Source organism: Brevibacillus sp. HB2.2, from assembly GCF_013284275.1.
GTDB classification, from domain to species: Bacteria; Bacillota; Bacilli; order Brevibacillales; family Brevibacillaceae; genus Brevibacillus; species Brevibacillus brevis_D.
Genome location: NZ_JABSUV010000011.1, coordinates 61170 through 79197 on the forward strand (window position 1 = coordinate 61170; position 18028 = coordinate 79197).

General features: G+C 48.1%; 19 protein-coding genes and 1 other annotated feature. Of the genes, 2 read left to right on the plus strand and 17 right to left on the minus strand.

From position 1 onward, the window contains the following. Nucleotides 1–55 precede the first annotated feature (55 nt). On the minus strand, nt 56–628 hold the full coding sequence (locus HP401_RS10170; RefSeq protein WP_173604932.1) for a BofC C-terminal domain-containing protein: 573 nt from the start codon (nt 626–628) through the stop codon (nt 56–58). 215 nt (nt 629–843) lie between these two features. On the opposite strand from HP401_RS10170, the gene HP401_RS10175 reads away from it, so the two are divergent. Next, on the plus strand, nt 844–2832 hold the full coding sequence (locus tag HP401_RS10175; protein ID WP_012685577.1) for a bifunctional 2',3'-cyclic-nucleotide 2'-phosphodiesterase/3'-nucleotidase: 1989 nt from the start codon (nt 844–846) through the stop codon (nt 2830–2832). 55 nt (nt 2833–2887) lie between these two features. On the opposite strand, the gene HP401_RS10180 is transcribed toward HP401_RS10175, so the two are convergent. The 7 genes from HP401_RS10180 to HP401_RS10210 form a co-directional block, all read right to left on the minus strand. Beyond that, nucleotides 2888–3916, minus strand: coding sequence for a phosphotransferase (locus tag HP401_RS10180; protein WP_173604933.1), 1029 nt, complete (start codon nt 3914–3916; stop codon nt 2888–2890). An 11-nt stretch (nt 3917–3927) separates the two neighbouring features. After that, nucleotides 3928–5565, minus strand: coding sequence for a LysM peptidoglycan-binding domain-containing protein (locus tag HP401_RS10185; protein ID WP_173604934.1), 1638 nt, complete (start codon nt 5563–5565; stop codon nt 3928–3930). A 114-nt stretch (nt 5566–5679) separates the two neighbouring features. Then, the gene (gene pheA, locus HP401_RS10190; RefSeq protein ID WP_012685574.1) at nt 5680–6543 is read right to left on the minus strand and encodes a prephenate dehydratase; all 864 of its coding nucleotides are present in this window, start codon (nt 6541–6543) and stop codon (nt 5680–5682) included. 22 nt (nt 6544–6565) lie between these two features. Then, complete coding sequence (gene thrB, locus HP401_RS10195; protein ID WP_064200766.1) at nt 6566–7495, minus strand: homoserine kinase; 930 nt, start codon at nt 7493–7495, stop codon at nt 6566–6568. Further along, nucleotides 7492–8574, minus strand: a complete 1083-nt coding sequence (gene thrC / locus HP401_RS10200) for a threonine synthase (RefSeq protein ID WP_173604935.1) — start codon at nt 8572–8574, stop codon at nt 7492–7494. The genes thrB and thrC overlap by 4 nt, the downstream gene beginning before the upstream one ends. After that, nucleotides 8574–9875 (minus strand): homoserine dehydrogenase, encoded by a 1302-nt coding sequence (locus tag HP401_RS10205; RefSeq protein ID WP_173604936.1) that lies wholly within the window; start codon nt 9873–9875, stop codon nt 8574–8576. Before HP401_RS10205 ends, thrC begins: the two co-directional genes overlap by 1 nt. 36 nt (nt 9876–9911) lie before the next feature. Beyond that, on the minus strand, nt 9912–10355 hold the full coding sequence (locus HP401_RS10210) for an ACT domain-containing protein (RefSeq protein WP_012685570.1): 444 nt from the start codon (nt 10353–10355) through the stop codon (nt 9912–9914). Between the two features lie 185 nt (nt 10356–10540). On the opposite strand from HP401_RS10210, the gene HP401_RS10215 reads away from it, so the two are divergent. Then, nucleotides 10541–10693 carry a hypothetical protein gene (locus tag HP401_RS10215; RefSeq protein ID WP_007728640.1) on the plus strand — a complete coding sequence of 51 codons (153 nt, stop codon included), beginning with the start codon at nt 10541–10543 and terminating at the stop codon, nt 10691–10693. Nucleotides 10694–10743: 50 nt separating this feature from the next. On the opposite strand, the gene HP401_RS10220 is transcribed toward HP401_RS10215, so the two are convergent. The 9 genes from HP401_RS10220 to HP401_RS10260 all read right to left on the minus strand — a co-directional run bounded on the left by HP401_RS10220 (nt 10744) and on the right by HP401_RS10260 (nt 17966). Then, complete coding sequence (locus HP401_RS10220; RefSeq protein WP_173604937.1) at nt 10744–11922, minus strand: NAD(P)/FAD-dependent oxidoreductase; 1179 nt, start codon at nt 11920–11922, stop codon at nt 10744–10746. Between the two features lie 42 nt (nt 11923–11964). Beyond that, nucleotides 11965–12420 (minus strand): helical membrane plugin domain-containing protein, encoded by a 456-nt coding sequence (locus HP401_RS10225; protein WP_012685568.1) that lies wholly within the window; start codon nt 12418–12420, stop codon nt 11965–11967. A 289-nt stretch (nt 12421–12709) separates the two neighbouring features. Continuing rightward, nucleotides 12710–13375 (minus strand): PilZ domain-containing protein, encoded by a 666-nt coding sequence (locus HP401_RS10230; RefSeq protein ID WP_173604938.1) that lies wholly within the window; start codon nt 13373–13375, stop codon nt 12710–12712. An 8-nt stretch (nt 13376–13383) separates the two neighbouring features. Then, nucleotides 13384–14661: a GTPase ObgE gene (obgE, locus tag HP401_RS10235; protein ID WP_064200762.1), complete on the minus strand. Its 1278-nt coding sequence runs from the start codon at nt 14659–14661 to the stop codon at nt 13384–13386. 13 nt (nt 14662–14674) lie between these two features. Then, complete coding sequence (locus HP401_RS10240) at nt 14675–15295, minus strand: Spo0B C-terminal domain-containing protein (protein WP_234127594.1); 621 nt, start codon at nt 15293–15295, stop codon at nt 14675–14677. A 72-nt stretch (nt 15296–15367) separates the two neighbouring features. Further along, on the minus strand, nt 15368–15661 hold the full coding sequence (rpmA, locus tag HP401_RS10245) for a 50S ribosomal protein L27 (protein ID WP_005832382.1): 294 nt from the start codon (nt 15659–15661) through the stop codon (nt 15368–15370). Between the two features lie 7 nt (nt 15662–15668). Beyond that, nucleotides 15669–16019, minus strand: a complete 351-nt coding sequence (locus HP401_RS10250) for a ribosomal-processing cysteine protease Prp (protein WP_087349655.1) — start codon at nt 16017–16019, stop codon at nt 15669–15671. Between the two features lie 13 nt (nt 16020–16032). After that, the gene (gene rplU / locus HP401_RS10255) at nt 16033–16344 is read right to left on the minus strand and encodes a 50S ribosomal protein L21 (protein WP_007728661.1); all 312 of its coding nucleotides are present in this window, start codon (nt 16342–16344) and stop codon (nt 16033–16035) included. A 10-nt stretch (nt 16345–16354) separates the two neighbouring features. Beyond that, nucleotides 16355–16433 (minus strand) — a sequence feature (ribosomal protein L21 leader region). A 57-nt stretch (nt 16434–16490) separates the two neighbouring features. Continuing rightward, nucleotides 16491–17966, minus strand: coding sequence for an Rne/Rng family ribonuclease (locus HP401_RS10260; protein ID WP_173604939.1), 1476 nt, complete (start codon nt 17964–17966; stop codon nt 16491–16493). Nucleotides 17967–18028: the final 62 nt, after the last annotated feature.

An 18028-nucleotide genomic window follows, 5' to 3' on the forward strand; every position in this document is an offset into this window, starting at 1 on the left:
TACGCGCTTGTTACACGAAAGGCTCGAAAGGGATTTCTTTTCGGTTTACCCGTATTCATTGTCCGCTCCATTGGTATTCGCCATAGGTAGACAACACACTGTTATATTCTGCCAAGTTCCGAATGCGAATCCCCCGTTTCAGATTCTCCCATTCCTCTTTTGGCAGACTCGCTTCCATTTTTGCCGTATCGATTCGATAAAAGGTTTGCACGACATCTTGTTCAGCAGGCAGACCATGAAACAGGGCAAGCATGCCGTCCGCAGCTATTCCGATATGTCCATTCTCCTTGCACGCTGGCGCTATATCCTGCTCGCGTTTCATTAAGAGCATCTTGACGGGCTCGGCTTGTACAATTTCCCATCCAGTATAGTTGCCCATGGCGTCTGCCAGTTGATTCGGACGAACCGATACATGTTCTTCATCTCGCACCCCACACAAATAATGGCGGGCTAAAACCAGTTCGTACGAATTACCTGCGACTACATCCGCTTTACCAGTATGGTTCAGTAAGCGTGTAAGACCTGAATCACTTCCATTTTTACCCAGAAATACAATACCGGCTACGACGCCTGTAACGAAAGCTACACCCCAGGTCGCGTAAACCATCCACTTTTTCTTCTCAGTCAAATAGAACCCCTTCTTTTATAGGCTTTTCTTCCTATCATTGCCACAAAGAAACAGGGGCATACGCGACTAAAGTGGGATTGACGTTATATTTTTTTACTTTTGTCAATACAAAAAATTAATATACTATTTCATCTAGCTATCTATCCAGCCTTCAAATCTAATGATAAACTATTTTTGCTTGGCATTATTGTAAACTTATGGAGGTCATTTCAAACATGAAAAAAACGAACAAAAAAATGCTGACTGCTTTTCTCCTCAGCACTTCTTTGGTTGTTGGCGCACTCTCTTTTCCTCTTACTCCTGTAAGCGCGCAAACAGGTTCTGTCCTCAAGCTCCGCCTTTTGGAAACGACAGATATCCACACCAACATCGTGAACTATGACTACTATCAAGACAAAAACACAGACGAGTTTGGCCTCGCAAAAACAGCGACATTGGTCAAAAAAGCAAGAGAAGAAGCGAAAAACAGCATCCTGATCGACAACGGTGACTTGTTGCAAGGAAACCCATTGGGCGACTACGTGGCAAAAATTGACCCGTTGAAAGCCGGAGATACTCACCCTGCTTACAAAGCAATGAACCTGATGGACTATGATGTTGCCAATATCGGTAACCACGAGTTCAACTTTGGTTTGGACTTCTTGGGCACCAGCTTGAAAGGTGCGAAATTCCCTTATATTAACGCCAATGTCTATGTAGACGACAAGGACAAAAACCCTAACAATGACAAAAACATGTTCACTCCTTACGAAATCCTGGAGCGTACTTTTAAAGATGAGAACGGCAAGGATGTAAAACTCAAAGTAGGTGTAATCGGTTTTGTTCCTCCACAAATTATGCAGTGGGACAAGGCCAACCTGGAAGGAAAAGTAATCGCGAAGGACATCGTGGAAACTGCCAACAAATTCGTACCTGAAATGAAGAAAAAAGGTGCGGACATCATCATCGCAGTTCCTCACTCCGGAATTGGCCCTATCGAGGGTGGTCCTCAATTGGAGAACGCTAGCTACCAGCTGAGCAAAGTAGATGGTATCGACGCGATCTTGTTCGGACACTCCCACTCCGTATTCCCTGGTCCTGGATTCGATAAAATTCCAGGCATTGATGCAGAAAAAGGAACGCTCAACGGTAAACCAGCCGTTATGCCTGGCTTCTGGGGTAACCACCTCGGCGTGATCGACCTGACGCTGAAACAAGAAAACGGAAAATGGAAAGTAGCTGAGTCCGCTACAAAAGTTGTTCCGATTTATGACAAAGCAAACAAAGCATCCTTGGCTGATGCAGACAAAGCTATCGTAGAAGCAGTAAAAGAAGATCACGATAAAACAGTTGACTGGGTTCGCTCCGCTGTAGGGAAAACATCTTCCCCGATCTTCAGCTACTTTGCACTCGTGCAAGATGACCCATCTATCCAAATCGTAACCAATGCACAAAAATGGTTCGTGGAGAAAAACGTGAAGGGTACAGAATACGACGGCATTCCAGTTCTGTCTGCTGGTGCACCATTTAAAGCGGGCGGCCGTAACGGAGTGAGCTACTACTCCAATATCCCAGCTGGTACAATCGCCATCAAAAACGTATCTGACCTGTACATCTACCCGAACACATTGAAAGCGGTTCTGGTCGATGGTGCTACGGTGAAAGAATGGTTGGAGCGCTCCGCTGGACAGTTCAACCAAATCGATGCGAAGAAAACAGATGAGCAACCACTCATCAACGAATCTTTCCCAACGTACAACTATGATGTAATCGACGGTGTTACTTATCAAATCGATGTTACGCAACCGTCCAAATACGCTGTAGATGGAAAAGTAGCAAACAAAGATGCAAACCGCATCAAAAACCTGTCTTATAATGGCAAACCAGTAAAACCTGAAGACAAGTTCATCGTCGTAACCAACAACTACCGTGCAAGCGGCGGCGGTGCGTTCCCTGGTCTGGATGGCAAAAACATCGTAATCGATTCTCCGGATGAAAACCGTCAAATCGTAATCGACTACATCCTGAACCAAAAAAATATCGATCCAGCAGCAGACAACAACTGGTCTTTTGCTCCAGTAGATGCGAAGCTGAACGTTACCTTCACTTCTTCTCCTGACGCGAAACCATTCGCTGAAAAAATGTCCCATATCAAGTTCATCAACGTATTGGAATCTGGGTTTGCGAAATTCTCTATTGATCTGTCCAAGCCTGCTTCCAAGTAAGCTTGCCAACAACACAAACATCCCTCTTGAAAGAGGGATGTTTTATTTTATCCGACTATCCAACGAAATGGTAATGTCCCCACGGAGAGCGCTGGAAGATTCGTTCTCCGTCGTTTAAAAAGCGTTGGCGATTTGCCATCACTTTGCCTTCCATTTGGATCAGCTGCATGACGCCCTTCATGTGGTAGCCTGGGCGCTGACTATACAAGCCCGTTACCTCCCGCAAGAAATTATCCGGATAGCGAAGCAATTGATGAACAGCCCAAATCTGCGTATCAGATAAATAATTGACGTTACTATAGGCTTCCATCGCTTCTACAAAGGAATCCATCCGGTACTCTTGCATCAATAGCATCCGCGACATCAATTGTACAAGGTCAACAAGCTGAAGATCATGACCTACGGTATCAAGGTCGATCAAATAGCAATTGCCTCGCTCCGTAAGCAAAAAGTTATGACTCGCCACGTCTCTGTGAGCGAGTGTCCCCCTCTCCATGGCTAAAAACATTTCTGGCGTCAAAGGCAGCTTGTAGGCAGATTGCAGCAGCTCCTTGCCATCCCGAAGGACATGATCTGCCTGTTGGGAAATGAGTTGCTCCAGTTTTGTCTGTGGTCCCTTTTGTTCAAGCGACCACATCAATCGCTCAAAGTATTCCAAGCGGCTCTCCCATTTATCTAAAAGGGCAGGTTTTCCTTCATACGCATAGGAATGAACATTAGGAAAACCCTGAGCTGCAACATGAAAACGCGCCAATGTCTCTGCTGTTTTTTTCACATCGAAAAGAGAACCGTTATCTGCTTCATGCCCATCAATCATTTTCATGATGGTGTAATGGCGGTCTTCAAATGTAAAAATTTTTGCCCCTTCCTGACTCGCCACATACTGCACCGTATGATGAAAGCCCTTTTGGTATAGGGCATCTGCTAACTCTGTCACCCACACAGCTTTTTCGACCTGCTTATATCCTTTGAGTATCCAATGGCCCCGGTCTGTTTTTAACAGGTTGACGTTTCGCTTCGGCTTTACCCCGTAGATTTGACAGCGAAAAGCCTTTTCAATGGTGGATAAAATTCCTTTGTTCATCCCATACCCTCTCAGTAAGAAGAGGATTCTTCATGCCCATCTCCCCAGTTCGGCCAAACCCCTTGTTCAGGCATGGAAGCCATACACGGGGAAGGCGGGAACATCATGTTATTGTGAATCCCCTGTGGAGAACGATTGTACTTGCCTTTTCGGCCTCTGTACTCCATGACTTCAGAAGAACACTCACATGATGATGACTCCACTGGTTCCGGGCACACAGGCTTCTTCGCTCGTGGCCGCTTTAATGGCATGGGTGGAAATGGTGGTGGGCATGGATAAGGAAACGGCATCGGTCTGATCGGTGGTGGGACCATTGGAAATGGATGAATGGGTCGAATTTGTTCGGGACTCACAATCGGTCGGCGACTTGGATAAAATGGGCCATTCCACGGGTTCACGAACGGTGGGCAGGGCGGAAATGGCGGGCATGGTGGTGGGAATGGTGGCATGAACGGCGGTCGGAATGGCGGGAATGGGCGCACCTGTGGCATCGGCCTGCGCTCTTGCTCTGGACTTACCCTCGTTGTTGGTTTCTGCTTATGTTGCGGGCTCACTTTTGAAGGTGGCTTGAGCTGCTGTTGTGGGCTCACCTTTGAAGTCGGCTTCTGCGGCCGCAACGGACTTACTCGTGGTGGGTAGGTAGGCTGCATCGGTTGTAATGGACTTACCCGCGGTGGGAAGTTTGGCTGCATCGGTTGCAACGGGCTTACCCGCGGTGGGAAATTTGGTTGCATCGGTTGCAATGGGCTTACCCGTGGCGGTGGATAGTTTGGCTGCATCGGTTGCAATGGGCTTACCCGTGGCGGTAGGTAGTTTGGCTGCATCGGTTGCAATGGGCTTACCTGTGGCTGCGTGCAAGGTGGGCATACATTTGCTGGCGGTCGTATTGGCTGTAAGGGCAAGACCTGAGTCGGTGGTCTATATGGAATGTAGGGTACATTTTGATTCGGTGGAATCGCTGGTGGATAAATATACGGACTCACCCCGGTTGGAGGTGGAGTCGGTATGAGTGGACGTATAGGAACAGGCGGAACAGGAGGCAGCACATTTGGATTTCCTGAAATGTTCGGTGGTTTATACGGTGTTGGCTTTTCAATCGGTTTTTCGATCGGTTTTTCACTTGGCTTCTCGATTGGTTTTTCGATCGGCTTCGTTGGTGGTGGAGGTGGTAATGTTGGTGGTAGTGTTGGTGATTCCGTTGGCCTGACTATCTCTGGTGAAACAGAAGGAACTGGTGGTCTTGGCATTTCTTTGGGAGGTCTAGGCATCTCCTTGGGTGGCCTCGTAGGAATGGGAGCCGGTGGTAGAGTAGGTCTGATCTCCTCTCTGGATTCGATTTCCACTTCTCCTGATTCTTCCGGCTCAATGGGCCGCCTTTCAATTTGTTGCGGAACCTCCATCTCTTCCTCTTCCGTAATCGGTCTTTCTTTCACATAAGGGGCCGCCTCACTCATTGGATGCGGGGGCGTCGTTCTTTGTGGTGGTCGGACAGGAACTTGTTTCGCCGGAATCTTGATTCTCGCTCCAGGATAAATTGTATCGGGAGTTTTTAATTGACTATTAAGGCGTAACAGTTCTTTGTAATCGACGCCGTATCTTTTGGCGATCTTCCACATCGTATCGCCTTTTTGGACGATGTGTATTCTCAATGTTTTTCTCCTCCCTTGCACCAAACTCCCTAACATCGTATGCAGTCATGGGCGTTTTGCTCCTTGACGTCATTCCTTTGTTGGGAGGGAGTAGAAAAAGAAAAACCAATCCCTCTAGGAATTGGTCTGATGCATATAAAATGGATACGTCCCGAGCTGACGAACTTGACAACCAATGGCTTCAATCTCAGCAAATGCTCCTGGCAACAAGACATCGTCCATCTTCTGCTCAATGTCGATGACAAAATAATAGCTTCCGAGTGCTTTCTTCGTCGGACGTGATTCGATGCGAGACAAGTTGACCTTTCTCCAAGCAAAAGCAGCAAGTACTTGATACAACGCTCCCGGGAAATCTTCTGGCAGCGTGACCAGTATCGTCGTCTTTTCCTTGCGGGAAACCGGTAGATCAAGACTTTCCCGACCGACGAGAACAAAGCGCGTATAGTTATTCGAATAATCTTGAATTTGTTCACGCGCAAACTCCAATGGATAGATCTCTACATTTAATCGAGTACCAACAGCAGCCCATGGCTCTTCTGGATGCTCACTCACCATTTTTGCAGCCAATGCCGTACTGTTTACTGTTTCGATCGCTGCTTCCGGCAAATTCTCACGCAAAAAGTTGTGGCTTTGTGCAATCGCTTGAGGATGTGACAGCACTCTCGTAATCGCGGACAAAGGAAGTGGATGCTCCCGTTTTGCCACAAGCAAATTTTGCGTAATCGGCAAGGCGAGCTCTGCCAAAATAGGCAGCTCTACTTCGTGAATGAGCCAATCCAGTGTAGAATTAACCGTTCCTTCAATGGAGTTTTCCATCGGTACGACACCGTATGCCACTTCCTCTTTGGAAACACCGTCTAGTACTTCAATAATACCTGGGTACGGAACGAAAGATAGATTTTGTCCGAGCGACAGTATCCGTGCTGCTTCTTCGGTAAACGTTCCACGCGGTCCTAGAAAAGCAAGTTTCTTCTCCATGGCTACTCCTATCCACTATGGTCTATCTCTGATGGATTTCTACCTGTACGCCATTTTCGTCCGGTTGCAAGATCATCACGCGGTACGAGATGTCGTGCCCTTTCATCACTCTGTCCACAAATGCACGCAGCTTCTCTAATTCTTCATCTGAGGAGAAGAAACAGAGGATCGTCGGTCCAGCGCCGCTTAAAGCAGCTCCCAGTGCCCCGTGTTCAGTCGCTTTGTCCAGGATTTCGTTCAAGCCAGGTACAAGCTTTGCTCGATACGGCTGATGTAGCCGATCCGACATTGCCCGTCCCATCAGGTCGAGTCTGCCTTGTGCTAGTGCAGCAACTAGCAAACTACTATGACCCACATTATATACAACATCCTCTCTGCTGTACACCTGTGGCAAGACGTTCCGCGCTTTTTCTGTCGAAAGCATGAATTCCGGGATCACAACGAGGGTCTGCAATCCAGCCGGAGCAGAAAACCGCACATAAGGAACGGGGTCTCCTGGTACTTCAGGCATCGTCGCAACAATGATACCTCCAAACATCGACGCACCTGCATTATCCGGATGCCCTTCCAGGCGTGTTGCCTTTTCAAACAACTGCTCACGCGTAAATGGTTCGCCAGCGAGATGATTAGCCGCTACGAGTGCACCTACAATCGCAGCGGCACTACTTCCCAATCCTCTCGTCAGGGGAGCCTCACTGGAGGCACGGATCGCGAGCTCAGGAATGGCGAGACCTGCTTCTTGAAACAATCCAGCTGCAACCTTGTACAGAAGATTGTTTTTATCCGTCGGTGTTCCTTGTAGCTCCTTCCCCATCATCTCCACTGTCGTATGATCACTGATTTCCATTTCTACGACAGAATACAACTGGAAAGCCATTCCCAGCGCATCGAATCCCGGTCCCAGATTCGCTGTCGTTGCCGGTATGGTTACTTTTACACGTCGTCCATTCATGATACAAATTCTCTCCCACTTTGACGAACCAGCTCCATTACAGCTTCATGTGTCGCCGGAACAGAACGCGGCTCTTCACCTACCAGCTTCAAAGCGATATTGGGATCTTTTAGTCCGTTTCCAGTCAGTATGCACACGATCTGGCTGCCAGGTTGGAGCCTTCCTGCCTCATGCAGCTTGATAATTCCCGCCAGTGATGCTGCCGAGGCAGGCTCACAAAACACGCCTTCACTCTTCGCCAGCAAATGATAAGCATATAAAATTTCTTCGTCTGTTACACTATCGACAAGACCGTTTGATTTCGAAATGGCATTCAAAGCGCCATCCTTGCTCGCTGGGTTCCCAATTCGAATCGCTGTCGCAATCGTTTCAGGGTTGGATACGGGTTCGCCATGAACCAACGGAGCTGCTCCGGCTGCCTGGAATCCGTACATCTTAGGCAAGCGAGTCGATTTTTTGGCTACGAAATATTCCTCGAAGCCCTTCCAGTATGCCGTAATGTTACCTGCGTTACCAACTGGAATAGCCAAAATGTCAGGAGCGTCTGTCAACGCATCGCACACTTCAAATGCCGCAGTCTTTTGTCCTTCGATCCGGTAAGGGTTCACGGAATTCACCAGTGTAATTGGCTCTTTCGCTGTGATTTCCCGAACAATATCCAGTGCTTCATCAAAATTACCGTCAATCGCGATGACTTCTGCACCATAGGCGATGGCCTGTGCCAGCTTGCCCAGTGCGATATTGCCGCTTGGGATCAGGACGATGCAACGCAATCCTGAACGTGCCGCATACGCCGCTGCTGCTGCTGATGTATTCCCCGTCGAAGCGCACATGATTGTGTTGCTTCCCTCTTCAACCGCTTTGGCTACAGCCATGACCATGCCTCTATCTTTGAAAGATCCGGTCGGATTGAGCCCCTCGTACTTGACGTACAGCTCCACCCCCAATTGTTTGGATAGGTTCGGGGCATGGATCAGCGGAGTGTTTCCTTCATGCAAGCTGACCAGCGGAGTTTTTTCCGTAATCGGGAGAAATTCCCGGTAACGTTCTAGGATGCCAGACTGTCTATTAAAAGCCATTATTTGTCTCCCCCTTCTACACGGTAGCAGCTCTGCACAGTTGATACGATATCCATCTGTTCCATGTAAGCCAATACTGCATCCATGTCACTTTTTGAGGACATGTGTGTAACCATGATAATCTCTGCTTCATGTCCGTTGTTGAACGGTTGCTGGATCACCTGCTCAAGGGAAATATTTTTGTCAGCCAACAGCTGCGTAATTTGAGCAAGAACACCGCGTTTATCTGCAACGACGATACGCAGGAAGTATTTCGAGAATTTTTCACTGTCTTCTTTCAGTACTTTTTCTTTGTATGGAGCAACCATTCCGCGTCCATTCACTCCTAGCTTTCTGTTTTTTACGACAGTGACCAGGTCAGACACAACGGCGGTAGCAGTCGGTAATTCACCTGCGCCCGGCCCGTAAAACATGGTTTCTCCTACCGCTTCCCCATGTACGTACACGGCATTAAAGACACCATTAACGGAAGCGAGTGGATGAGATTTCGGAACCAGAGTCGGCTGCACACTTACCTCAATCGCCTCTTCGTCACGACGAGCCAGCCCGAGCAGCTTGATTTCATAGCCCAGCTGCTTGCCATAGGCGATATCTTCCTTGCTCACAGAACTGATCCCTTTTACGTCCACATCTTCGAGCTTCATCGGTACACGGAAGCCCAGCGTTGCCAGAATCGCCATTTTGCGGGCGGCATCAAAGCCTTCCACATCGGAGGTTGGGTCCTGCTCCGCATAGCCCAGTGCTTGCGCTTCTTTCAATACCTCGCTGTATTCTGCGCCCTCTAGACTCATTTTGGTCATGATGTAATTGGTCGTCCCGTTGACGATCCCCATCATTTTCGCGATACGGTCTGAGGAGAACCCTTCTACCAATGCACGTAATATCGGTATCCCACCTGCCACACTTGCCTCGTAGAAAACGTCACAGCCTTTTTCTTGCGCTTTCTCTAAAATTTCGGCTCCGTGCAACGCCATCAGATCTTTGTTGGCTGTTACAACGTGCTTGCCTCGTTCGAGTGCACCCAAAATGTATTCCTTTGCAGGATGAATGCCACCAATCACTTCCACAATGACTTCAATTTCTGGGTCATCCAAAAGACTAGCAGGGTCAGTGGTGAGCGTGCCCTCCATGAATGAAATATTGCGGGATTTTTCCGCATCCTGAACAAGAATACGGGAAATCTCAATGCTGAGACCTGTTTGCTTTTGCAAATCCTCCTGATGCGCTTGAATAATGCGTACGACACCAGTCCCGACTGTTCCAAACCCCATTAATCCCAGTTTAATGCTCTGCTTCTCCATGTCTCTCTCCCCTGCCTTTTCTTTGATTGTTTTTTCTTAGCCCCTACCGACGATCATCGCTTTGCGAACGCCCGGGATCAGCTGCAAGCCATCCAAAAACTCCGTGCTAGATACGCGAAGATTAGCCATATCGACTGACATGGATATGGTAGCAATCCCTTGAAGTGGAATCGTCTGATTGATGGTCAATACGTTTCCACCTTGATCTGCTACATATGTGAGCACTTTGGACAAGTAACCTGACATGTGATCCAAAGAGAAAGTAAACGTCATAATTTTTTCGCTCATCATCGCATTGAACGGAAAAATGCCATCTTTGTACTTATAAAAAGCACTACGACTCAATCCCACCCGTTCAACCGCTTCATTCACGGTATCCACTTCGCCGGATTCCAGCATCTTCTTGGCTTCAATCGTTTTGGCAATCGATTCTGGCAGGATGTCAGATCGAATCAAGTAGAATTTTTCTTCCTTCTTCATGCGTTGTGTCCTCCTGAGAAAAACAGTTGTTTCTTCATAGAGGACATTATAACGGAAAGCTTGGAATGTGACAATCCTTATCCGCCACTTTTTTTCATCCGATCCTTTTTGGTTTACTTTGATTACATGAGGGGGAGCTTCTTCGCACACAATAATGCGTATCGTATGGAGGAGGTGAAAGGCAAATGGCCGGACGTGGAAAGTCAGATAAATCGGAGCGCCGTAACAATCACCCAGCGGGTAAGCCAAGCAGTCTCGAACAGTTTGGCAATGACATGCGGGGCAAAAAGATGGCACAATCCCCAAACGTGATTGAAGATCCGAGCGGAAACGGATAAACAAGCACAAAAAACCCGGGACATCATGATCCCGGGTTTTCCTGATTCGATTAGTATGCCAAAGACGACAGACCGTTGATATGAGTCAAGTAGCGAACGTTACTCGCTTCTTTCATCAAGGTTGCAGGCAGACCTTTCAGCTTCAGTTGGCTTGCACCAATTGTACCGATTGCGTCTTTACGGCCCAGGCTACCCAATGTTCCGGAGAATACCGGCTTGAAGGTATCCATTTTGGTGCCGTTGAAGTGTGCGAAGAGGTTGTAACCTACTACTTCGCCCATTTGCCATGCCAGTTGAGCAGTTGGAGGGAATGGACGACCTTCTGGCCCCATTACGACCGCACTGTCACCTGCAAGGAATACATCAGGGTGAGAAGTGGATTGCAGGAATTCTGTAACAGTTGCACGCCCGCGGTTTACTTCCACGCCGCACTCAGCTACTACGCGATTTCCTTGTACGCCACCAGTCCATACCATTGTTTTGGTTTCAATGGTACCGCCATCCTTCAGGCAAACTGTGGTTTCTTTCATTTCCGTTACAGGTACGCCTGTCAGGAACTGAACACCGCGTTTTTCCAAGCTTGTTTTCGCACGCTCAACCAGGTCAGGAGCAAAACCAGCCAAAATGGATGGACCTGCTTCTACGCAGTAGATGGAAACGTCTGCAAAGTCTACCCCGTGCTTATGGCACAGATTTGGCAACATATCAGCGAATTCCCCAACCAGCTCGATACCTGTCAGACCGCCACCGCCTACAACGAAGGTAGCAGCTGCTTTATTTTTGCTCGTCTTGTATTCAATCACGCGCTCTTCGAGGTGTGCACGCAGACGATTTGCTTCTTCTACAGACTTCAGTGTAAAGCTGTGCTCTTGCAGACCTGGGATTCCAAAGAATGCGGTTTCACTTCCCAGCGCAATGACCAAAGCATCGTATTTGATGGACTCGCCGCTCGCCAATGTTACGCGTTGGGACTCGAGACCAATGTTTTCTACCGTGTCTACTACAAGGTTAATCTCCTTGCCACGCAGCAATCTTTCCAGAGGGAGCGCCACGTTTTGTTCAGACAGGTTTCCTACTGCCAAGCGGTGCAGTTCCGTAATGATTTGGTGAGTAGGAAAACGGTTTACTACCGTGATCGACGCTTCTTCAGCCGTCATGTATTTACGTGCAGTCAATGCGCTGAGCAAACCGCCATAACCGCCGCCTAGAATCAGAATATGCTTCGCCATGCCCAATCCTCCGTCCTTGTCTTCCATTCCATAATAAAAAAACTATCGTTTTTGTTGTTGACGTTCTGCAGTTACTTCCAGGAATGCTTGTGCGAAACGCAATGTTTTTTGTACTTGCGGATCCTTGAGCATTTTGAGAATACCGAACAAACCGATCGTAGACTCTTCTACATGAACACGGTCATTGGCTTCAATGGCTGCTTGCGCAATACCTTTTGCTTTATCAGAGATCGGTTTTACGAACTCTTCCATTCCGCCTTTGATGTCGTCGATCAATACATGATCATTTGCTACCGTTTGTACCAAATCATAGGTTTTGGTCAAAAGAGTTGTCAGTTCTGCCAATTTAGGCAGGTTCGCCACCAATATGTTCAGTGACTCTTGAATTTCTGGTTTCATCAACTGATCGAGTACATCTTGTTGCTGCGCTGGTGCCAGAGTAGCAGTGCTTGCTACTTCAGCAGCAGCTTGAGCTTGTTGCGTAGTTGTTTGAGACATAAAAAAACGTCCTCCTTTGCTTTGGAATAGAGGCCTTCCATTCTCGATGCCTGTTCATACGAGTAACGGCCGCTATTCTCCCTGAAAATCCGGTAAAAAATTGCATGTAACATTTTTCACAAAGTAAAGCAAACAACGGATTCTTATAATAAAAAGTGAATGATTTCACAAATATTTATTCAGGAAAGCGCACACAACAAATCATGAAGTGAACAGGCTCGATTGAGAACTCTATGTACTCTACTATATACCTTCTTCACGGGAACATCAAAGGAAAAAAACCGCTTCCTTAGGAAGAAGCGGTAGTTGAGAGCTTTTTATAGTAATCTTTGATGAGTTCATGGTGCTTTTCATTGATATCCGTAAAGATTAATTCAATGATTGTTTGCTTGTCTTGGAACGTTTTTTCCACGATTTTCGCCATCATGACGATCTCCTGCGCTTGCTTCGGTATCTTGAAAGACAAATGGAGAAAATCGCCCTTTGACACATAACCGTCCGTTCCCAAAACAAGACGGGTAGGAGAGAATTTCAGCAACACTGCCTCGCCTTTTTCTTCGATCGGTCTAGCTCCCATCACCTTGTAAGGGACAGAAATACCGAGATCTGGGGAAATAGGATCCTGCTTGCGCTTTTGGGTAATTTCTACCCCTACACTAATCGGAATCATCCCTAAAAGCTTGATCGGCCAAATCGTTTGCTCCGAAACTACTTCCAAATCAATGGTGTTCACTGCCGCATCTGTTTCCCAACGAATGCGTACAGTTGTTCCGAGCAGCTCTGCTTTCGTTTCGGGCTTCATCTCATAGGAAACTACGAGATAATTACCCTTTGCATGTTCAACCAAAACTTGGACAGGTGTCTGCACCTGCTTGGAGATGATTAGCGGTAGCGACGCACCGCGTTGGAGTCGTTTATCCCCCATAAATGGGTTCAGTGATGGGATATCAATCATGGTTTTTGTCACTCCACAAAGTCAAACTCTAATTTGCCGATCCGAACGGTATCCCCGTCTTTTGCTCCCAGCTTGCGCAGAGCATCATCTACACCCATGCTGCGCATTTGTCTTGCAAAACGCTGGGCTGCATCATAGCTGTTCAGATTCGTCATGCGTACGAGCTTCTCGATCTTCTCACCGCTGACGACAAATACTTCGTTATCACGCGTAATCTCGAATGCGTCTGGTTCTTTTTCTGCTCGGAACACTACGCGCTCTTCCACTTCCGCAACTTCTTCGACAGCTGGCTTGTCCGGAATCGTCGCCAAGGTATCCCCGATCGCATACATCAATTCTTGTACGCCTTTACTGGTTGCAGCGGAGATCTCGTACACCTTGACATCTGGAGCCTTTTCCTTGAAAATACGCAGGTTTTCCGCTGCTTCTGGCAGTTCCATTTTGTTCGCGACTACAATTTGCGGACGATCTTCGAGCTTCAGGTTATACAGCGTCAGCTCTCGGTTGATCTGCAAATAGTCCTCGTATGGGTCACGTCCATCTACTGCTGCCATATCAATCACATGGACGATCAAGCGTGTACGCTCTACGTGACGCAGGAATTGGTGACCAAGACCCACACCTTCATGCGCGCCTTCAATCAATCCTGGCAAGTCGGCCATTACAAAGCTCCGCTCCCCCAAGTCCACAACACCCAGATTCGGTGTCAGCGTCGTAAAGTGGTACGCAGCAATTTTTGGCTTCGCCGCTGTTACACTGGACAGCAACGTGGATTTCCCTACACTCGGATAACCAACCAAGCCCACATCTGCAATCAGCTTGAGCTCCATGACAATATAACGCTCTTGACCTGGCTCTCCGTTCTCCGAGATGTGTGGGGCTGGATTCGAAGAGTTGGCAAAACGATTATTGCCTCGTCCACCACGTCCGCCTTTTGCGATCACAGCACGTTGACCTTGCTCCACAAGATCGGCAATCACTTCTTTGGTATCATCATCAATGACAGTTGTTCCCGGTGGCACGCGCACGACCATGTCTTCCGCGCCTGCTCCGTGCTGAGATTTGTTGCGGCCATGCTCTCCGCGTGGTGCTTTGAAATGTCGTTGATAACGGAAATCTACCAGTGTACGCAGACCTTCATCCACGACAAATACGACATCTCCACCTTGACCGCCATCTCCACCCGCTGGACCACCCAGCGGTACGTACTTCTCCCGGCGAAAGGAGACGGCTCCGTTACCACCGTCCCCGCCTTTTACATATACTTTTACCTGATCGACAAACATGGTGTCACCTCTTTCATTCCGCGAATGGAACCACCAATTTCAGGACCCATTCCTCTTCCGTATGTATCCACTCGGTGACTTCCACCGTACTCTGTTCGCTTTTACGTATCAGCTTTTCCAATTCTTCCATTCCGGATGCACGAAGTACACCGGCCAGGTCAAAACGAAAATGAACGCCACACTCATCCATCTGCAAGCTTACTTGCATGCTGGCCGCTTCGTACCCGCTCTGGTCTACATGATCGTTCACTGTGCATAATATCTCTGACACCAACTGAAACAAGTCTTGCTCGTTCAAGACTACTCGCGTGAGATCCACATGATTGCACACGTCTACTTCTAAAAGCAATTCATTGTTCAGTGCGTTAAATGTCAAGAAGAAGACGGACAACAAGGAGCTATTCAATCGGGCAACCATCGATTCCTGCATTGCCATCTGTGCAATGCGCTTCAAATGGGCCTCTCCTTGTTCAGTACGGTTCAAATGCAAATAGCCGAGCAGAACCTGAACATGGTTCAACCAGTCATGCCGCTGCCTGTTCAGAACGGTCAGCAGTTGGTCTGTCTGATGCGTAAACAGCCTCCGCTCGTCCCCCATCACATTCACCCAAGTCGATAAGAATATCTTTCCCATCTATTGTACCACAAAAAAGAGCGGGACAAAAAGAAAACCCAGCTATATCGCTGGGTTTTTCTTAATAAATATTTACGCTTCGGAAGCAACTGGTTCGATCACAACTTGTTTGCGATCACGGCCCAGACGCTTGAAACGAACAACACCATCTGCAGTTGCAAACAGAGTGTCGTCTCCGCCTTTCATTACGTTCGCACCTGGGTAGATCTTAGTTCCGCGTTGACGAACGAGAATGTTACCAGCAGTAACGAATTGCCCGTCGCCACGTTTCACGCCCAGACGTTTGGAAATGGAATCGCGACCGTTCTTTGTGGAACCTACCCCTTTTTTCGATGCGAAAAACTGAAGGTCCAAGTTAAACAGCATGTTCATATCAGACACCTCCCTGCCATTTACGATCATTTACTTTTACGTATTTACCGTAATTCGCCTCAACTGACAAAAGAGCAATGACCATACTCTCTGCCAAAAGCTGTTGTTTCTCGCGTACAGTCTCATCATCCGAAGAAGAAAGACTCCACTTCAAGAACCCACCGCCTTCTTGTGCGACAGCGACATCAGGAGTGATGCCGGTCAAAGGTTGGATGGCGTTTAATATACCAAAGCTGATGCCTGATACAGCAGAACAAACGATGTCTGCCCCATAGGCACCCGCATTGGCATGTCCGGAAATACTAATTTCATGGATACCGTGCTGCGCACGGCTCACGATCACTTCAATCATAACAAGTCACCAATTAAGCGTTGATCTTTTCGATCACAACTTTAGTGAATGGTTGACGGTGACCTTGTTTGCGACGGTAGTTTTTCTTGGCTTTGTATTTGTACACGATAATTTTTTTCGCTTTACCGTGTTTTTCTACTTTACCAGTTACCGTAACACCAGCTACTGTAGGAGCTCCTGCAGTAACTTTGCCGTCTTTGCTTACGAGAAGAACCTTGTCAAAAGTAACTACTTCACCTTCAACGTCAGCCAATTTCTCGATGAAGAGAACTGCTCCCTCTTCAACTTTGTATTGCTTTCCACCGGTTTCGATAATTGCGTACACTGTGTGCACCTCCTATACTCAGACTCGCCTTTACAGGTGCGTCGACGAGCGACGGCTTATGTACCTGATTCGTGCGGTTACAGTATGCACGAGGCATATCTGCATGACAACCATTAGGTTATCATAGCTACAATAGCCCAGTCAAGTTATTTCGAGTGTAAACGCTCCGCCTCTGCCCGATTTCCGACGTATCCAATTCGAAACTCGTCTGGGCTCATAGAAGGAACAAGCCGCTTATAGACTTGGACAGGCCATGTAACTGCTTCTGCTTTTTCCCACGCCTCTATCATGTCCAACAATCGTGGCGGCATGTCTACGAGAGCAGCCTCCGCATCTTGGCTCTTTGCCAATGCAGTAACTTCGATGTACAAGCGCCGTAACAGCTCGTCTACTCGCCAAACTCTCCCTCGACCCGCGCATGCCTCACATGGCTCCGTCAACCGCTCCATCAGGCTCGCACGAACTCTTTTTCGCGTCATCTCGACTAAACCAAGCGAAGTCATCCCAAGAACAGTCGAAGGCACAGGATCCTTTGCCAGCTCTTGTTTCAATCGCGAGATCACTCGCTCCTTATTGCCCTGCTCTTTCATGTCAATGAAATCAATGATCACGATGCCACCGATGTCCCGCAAGCGAAGCTGCCGGGCAATTTCAGCTACTGCCTCCAGATTGGTCGCGGTTACTGCCTGCTCCCGCTGTTGCCCTCCCGCACCAGTGAATGAACCGGTATTTACATCGATGACTGTCATCGCTTCGGTCCTGTCAATGACCAAGGACCCTCCACTCTTAAGCGGCACCTGTCGATCACGAGCACGAATCAACTCCGCCTCGACACCCAAGAAGTCAAAGAGCGGCTGTTTCCCCTGATACCAGCGAAGCTTCTCTTGTACTTCCGGAGCAAAAGCTGCCAACGCCGCTTTTACCTGCTGATGAGTCGCCGCACCTTCTACCAACAACTCATCCATTCCGTTCGCCAAGCCATCTCGTAGCGCCACCTCGATCAACTCGGCATCCTGAAAAATCCGCCCGGTTGAGCGCAGTCCTTCCGCTGTTCGCCGCATGTCCTGCCAACGATTGCGCAAATAGGTAAGTTCACGAATGAGTGTCTGCTCCTCTGCTTCCGCTGCTTCTGTGCGCAAAATACAGCCTTCCCCTTGCTCTACTGTCGAAGAGATCACCTGTTGCAGTCGTTTTCGTTTGGTATCGTCGGATATTTTACGCGAAAGCGATATGCTCTCTTCAGTCGGAAGGTACACCAGGTAACGCCCCTGCAAGCTGATCCGCATTGTGATTTTGGGCGCCTTCATTTCCATCGCCTCTTTACTCACTTGAACCAATACCTTTTGCCCAACATGAACGCGTTCTGCAATATTTGGTTTCGCTGTTCCACCCGACTCCACACCGACCGTGTCATCTACGTACAAATAAGCATTTTGACCTGTACCAATATCAACAAAAGCGGATTGGATACCAGGCTTCACATCTGCGATCCGTCCTTGATAAATGTCACCCACGCTTGCGTGTGACCTCACATCCTGTGTACGCCATTCCTGCAATTTCCCGTTTTCCATAAATGCGATGCGGATGCTGCCACCTTGTGTACTGATCGCTACTTGCTTCACTGCCTTCACTCCTTATTCCCCGTACAAACATTGCCCCAAAGAAGGATAACCGGGCTCATAGG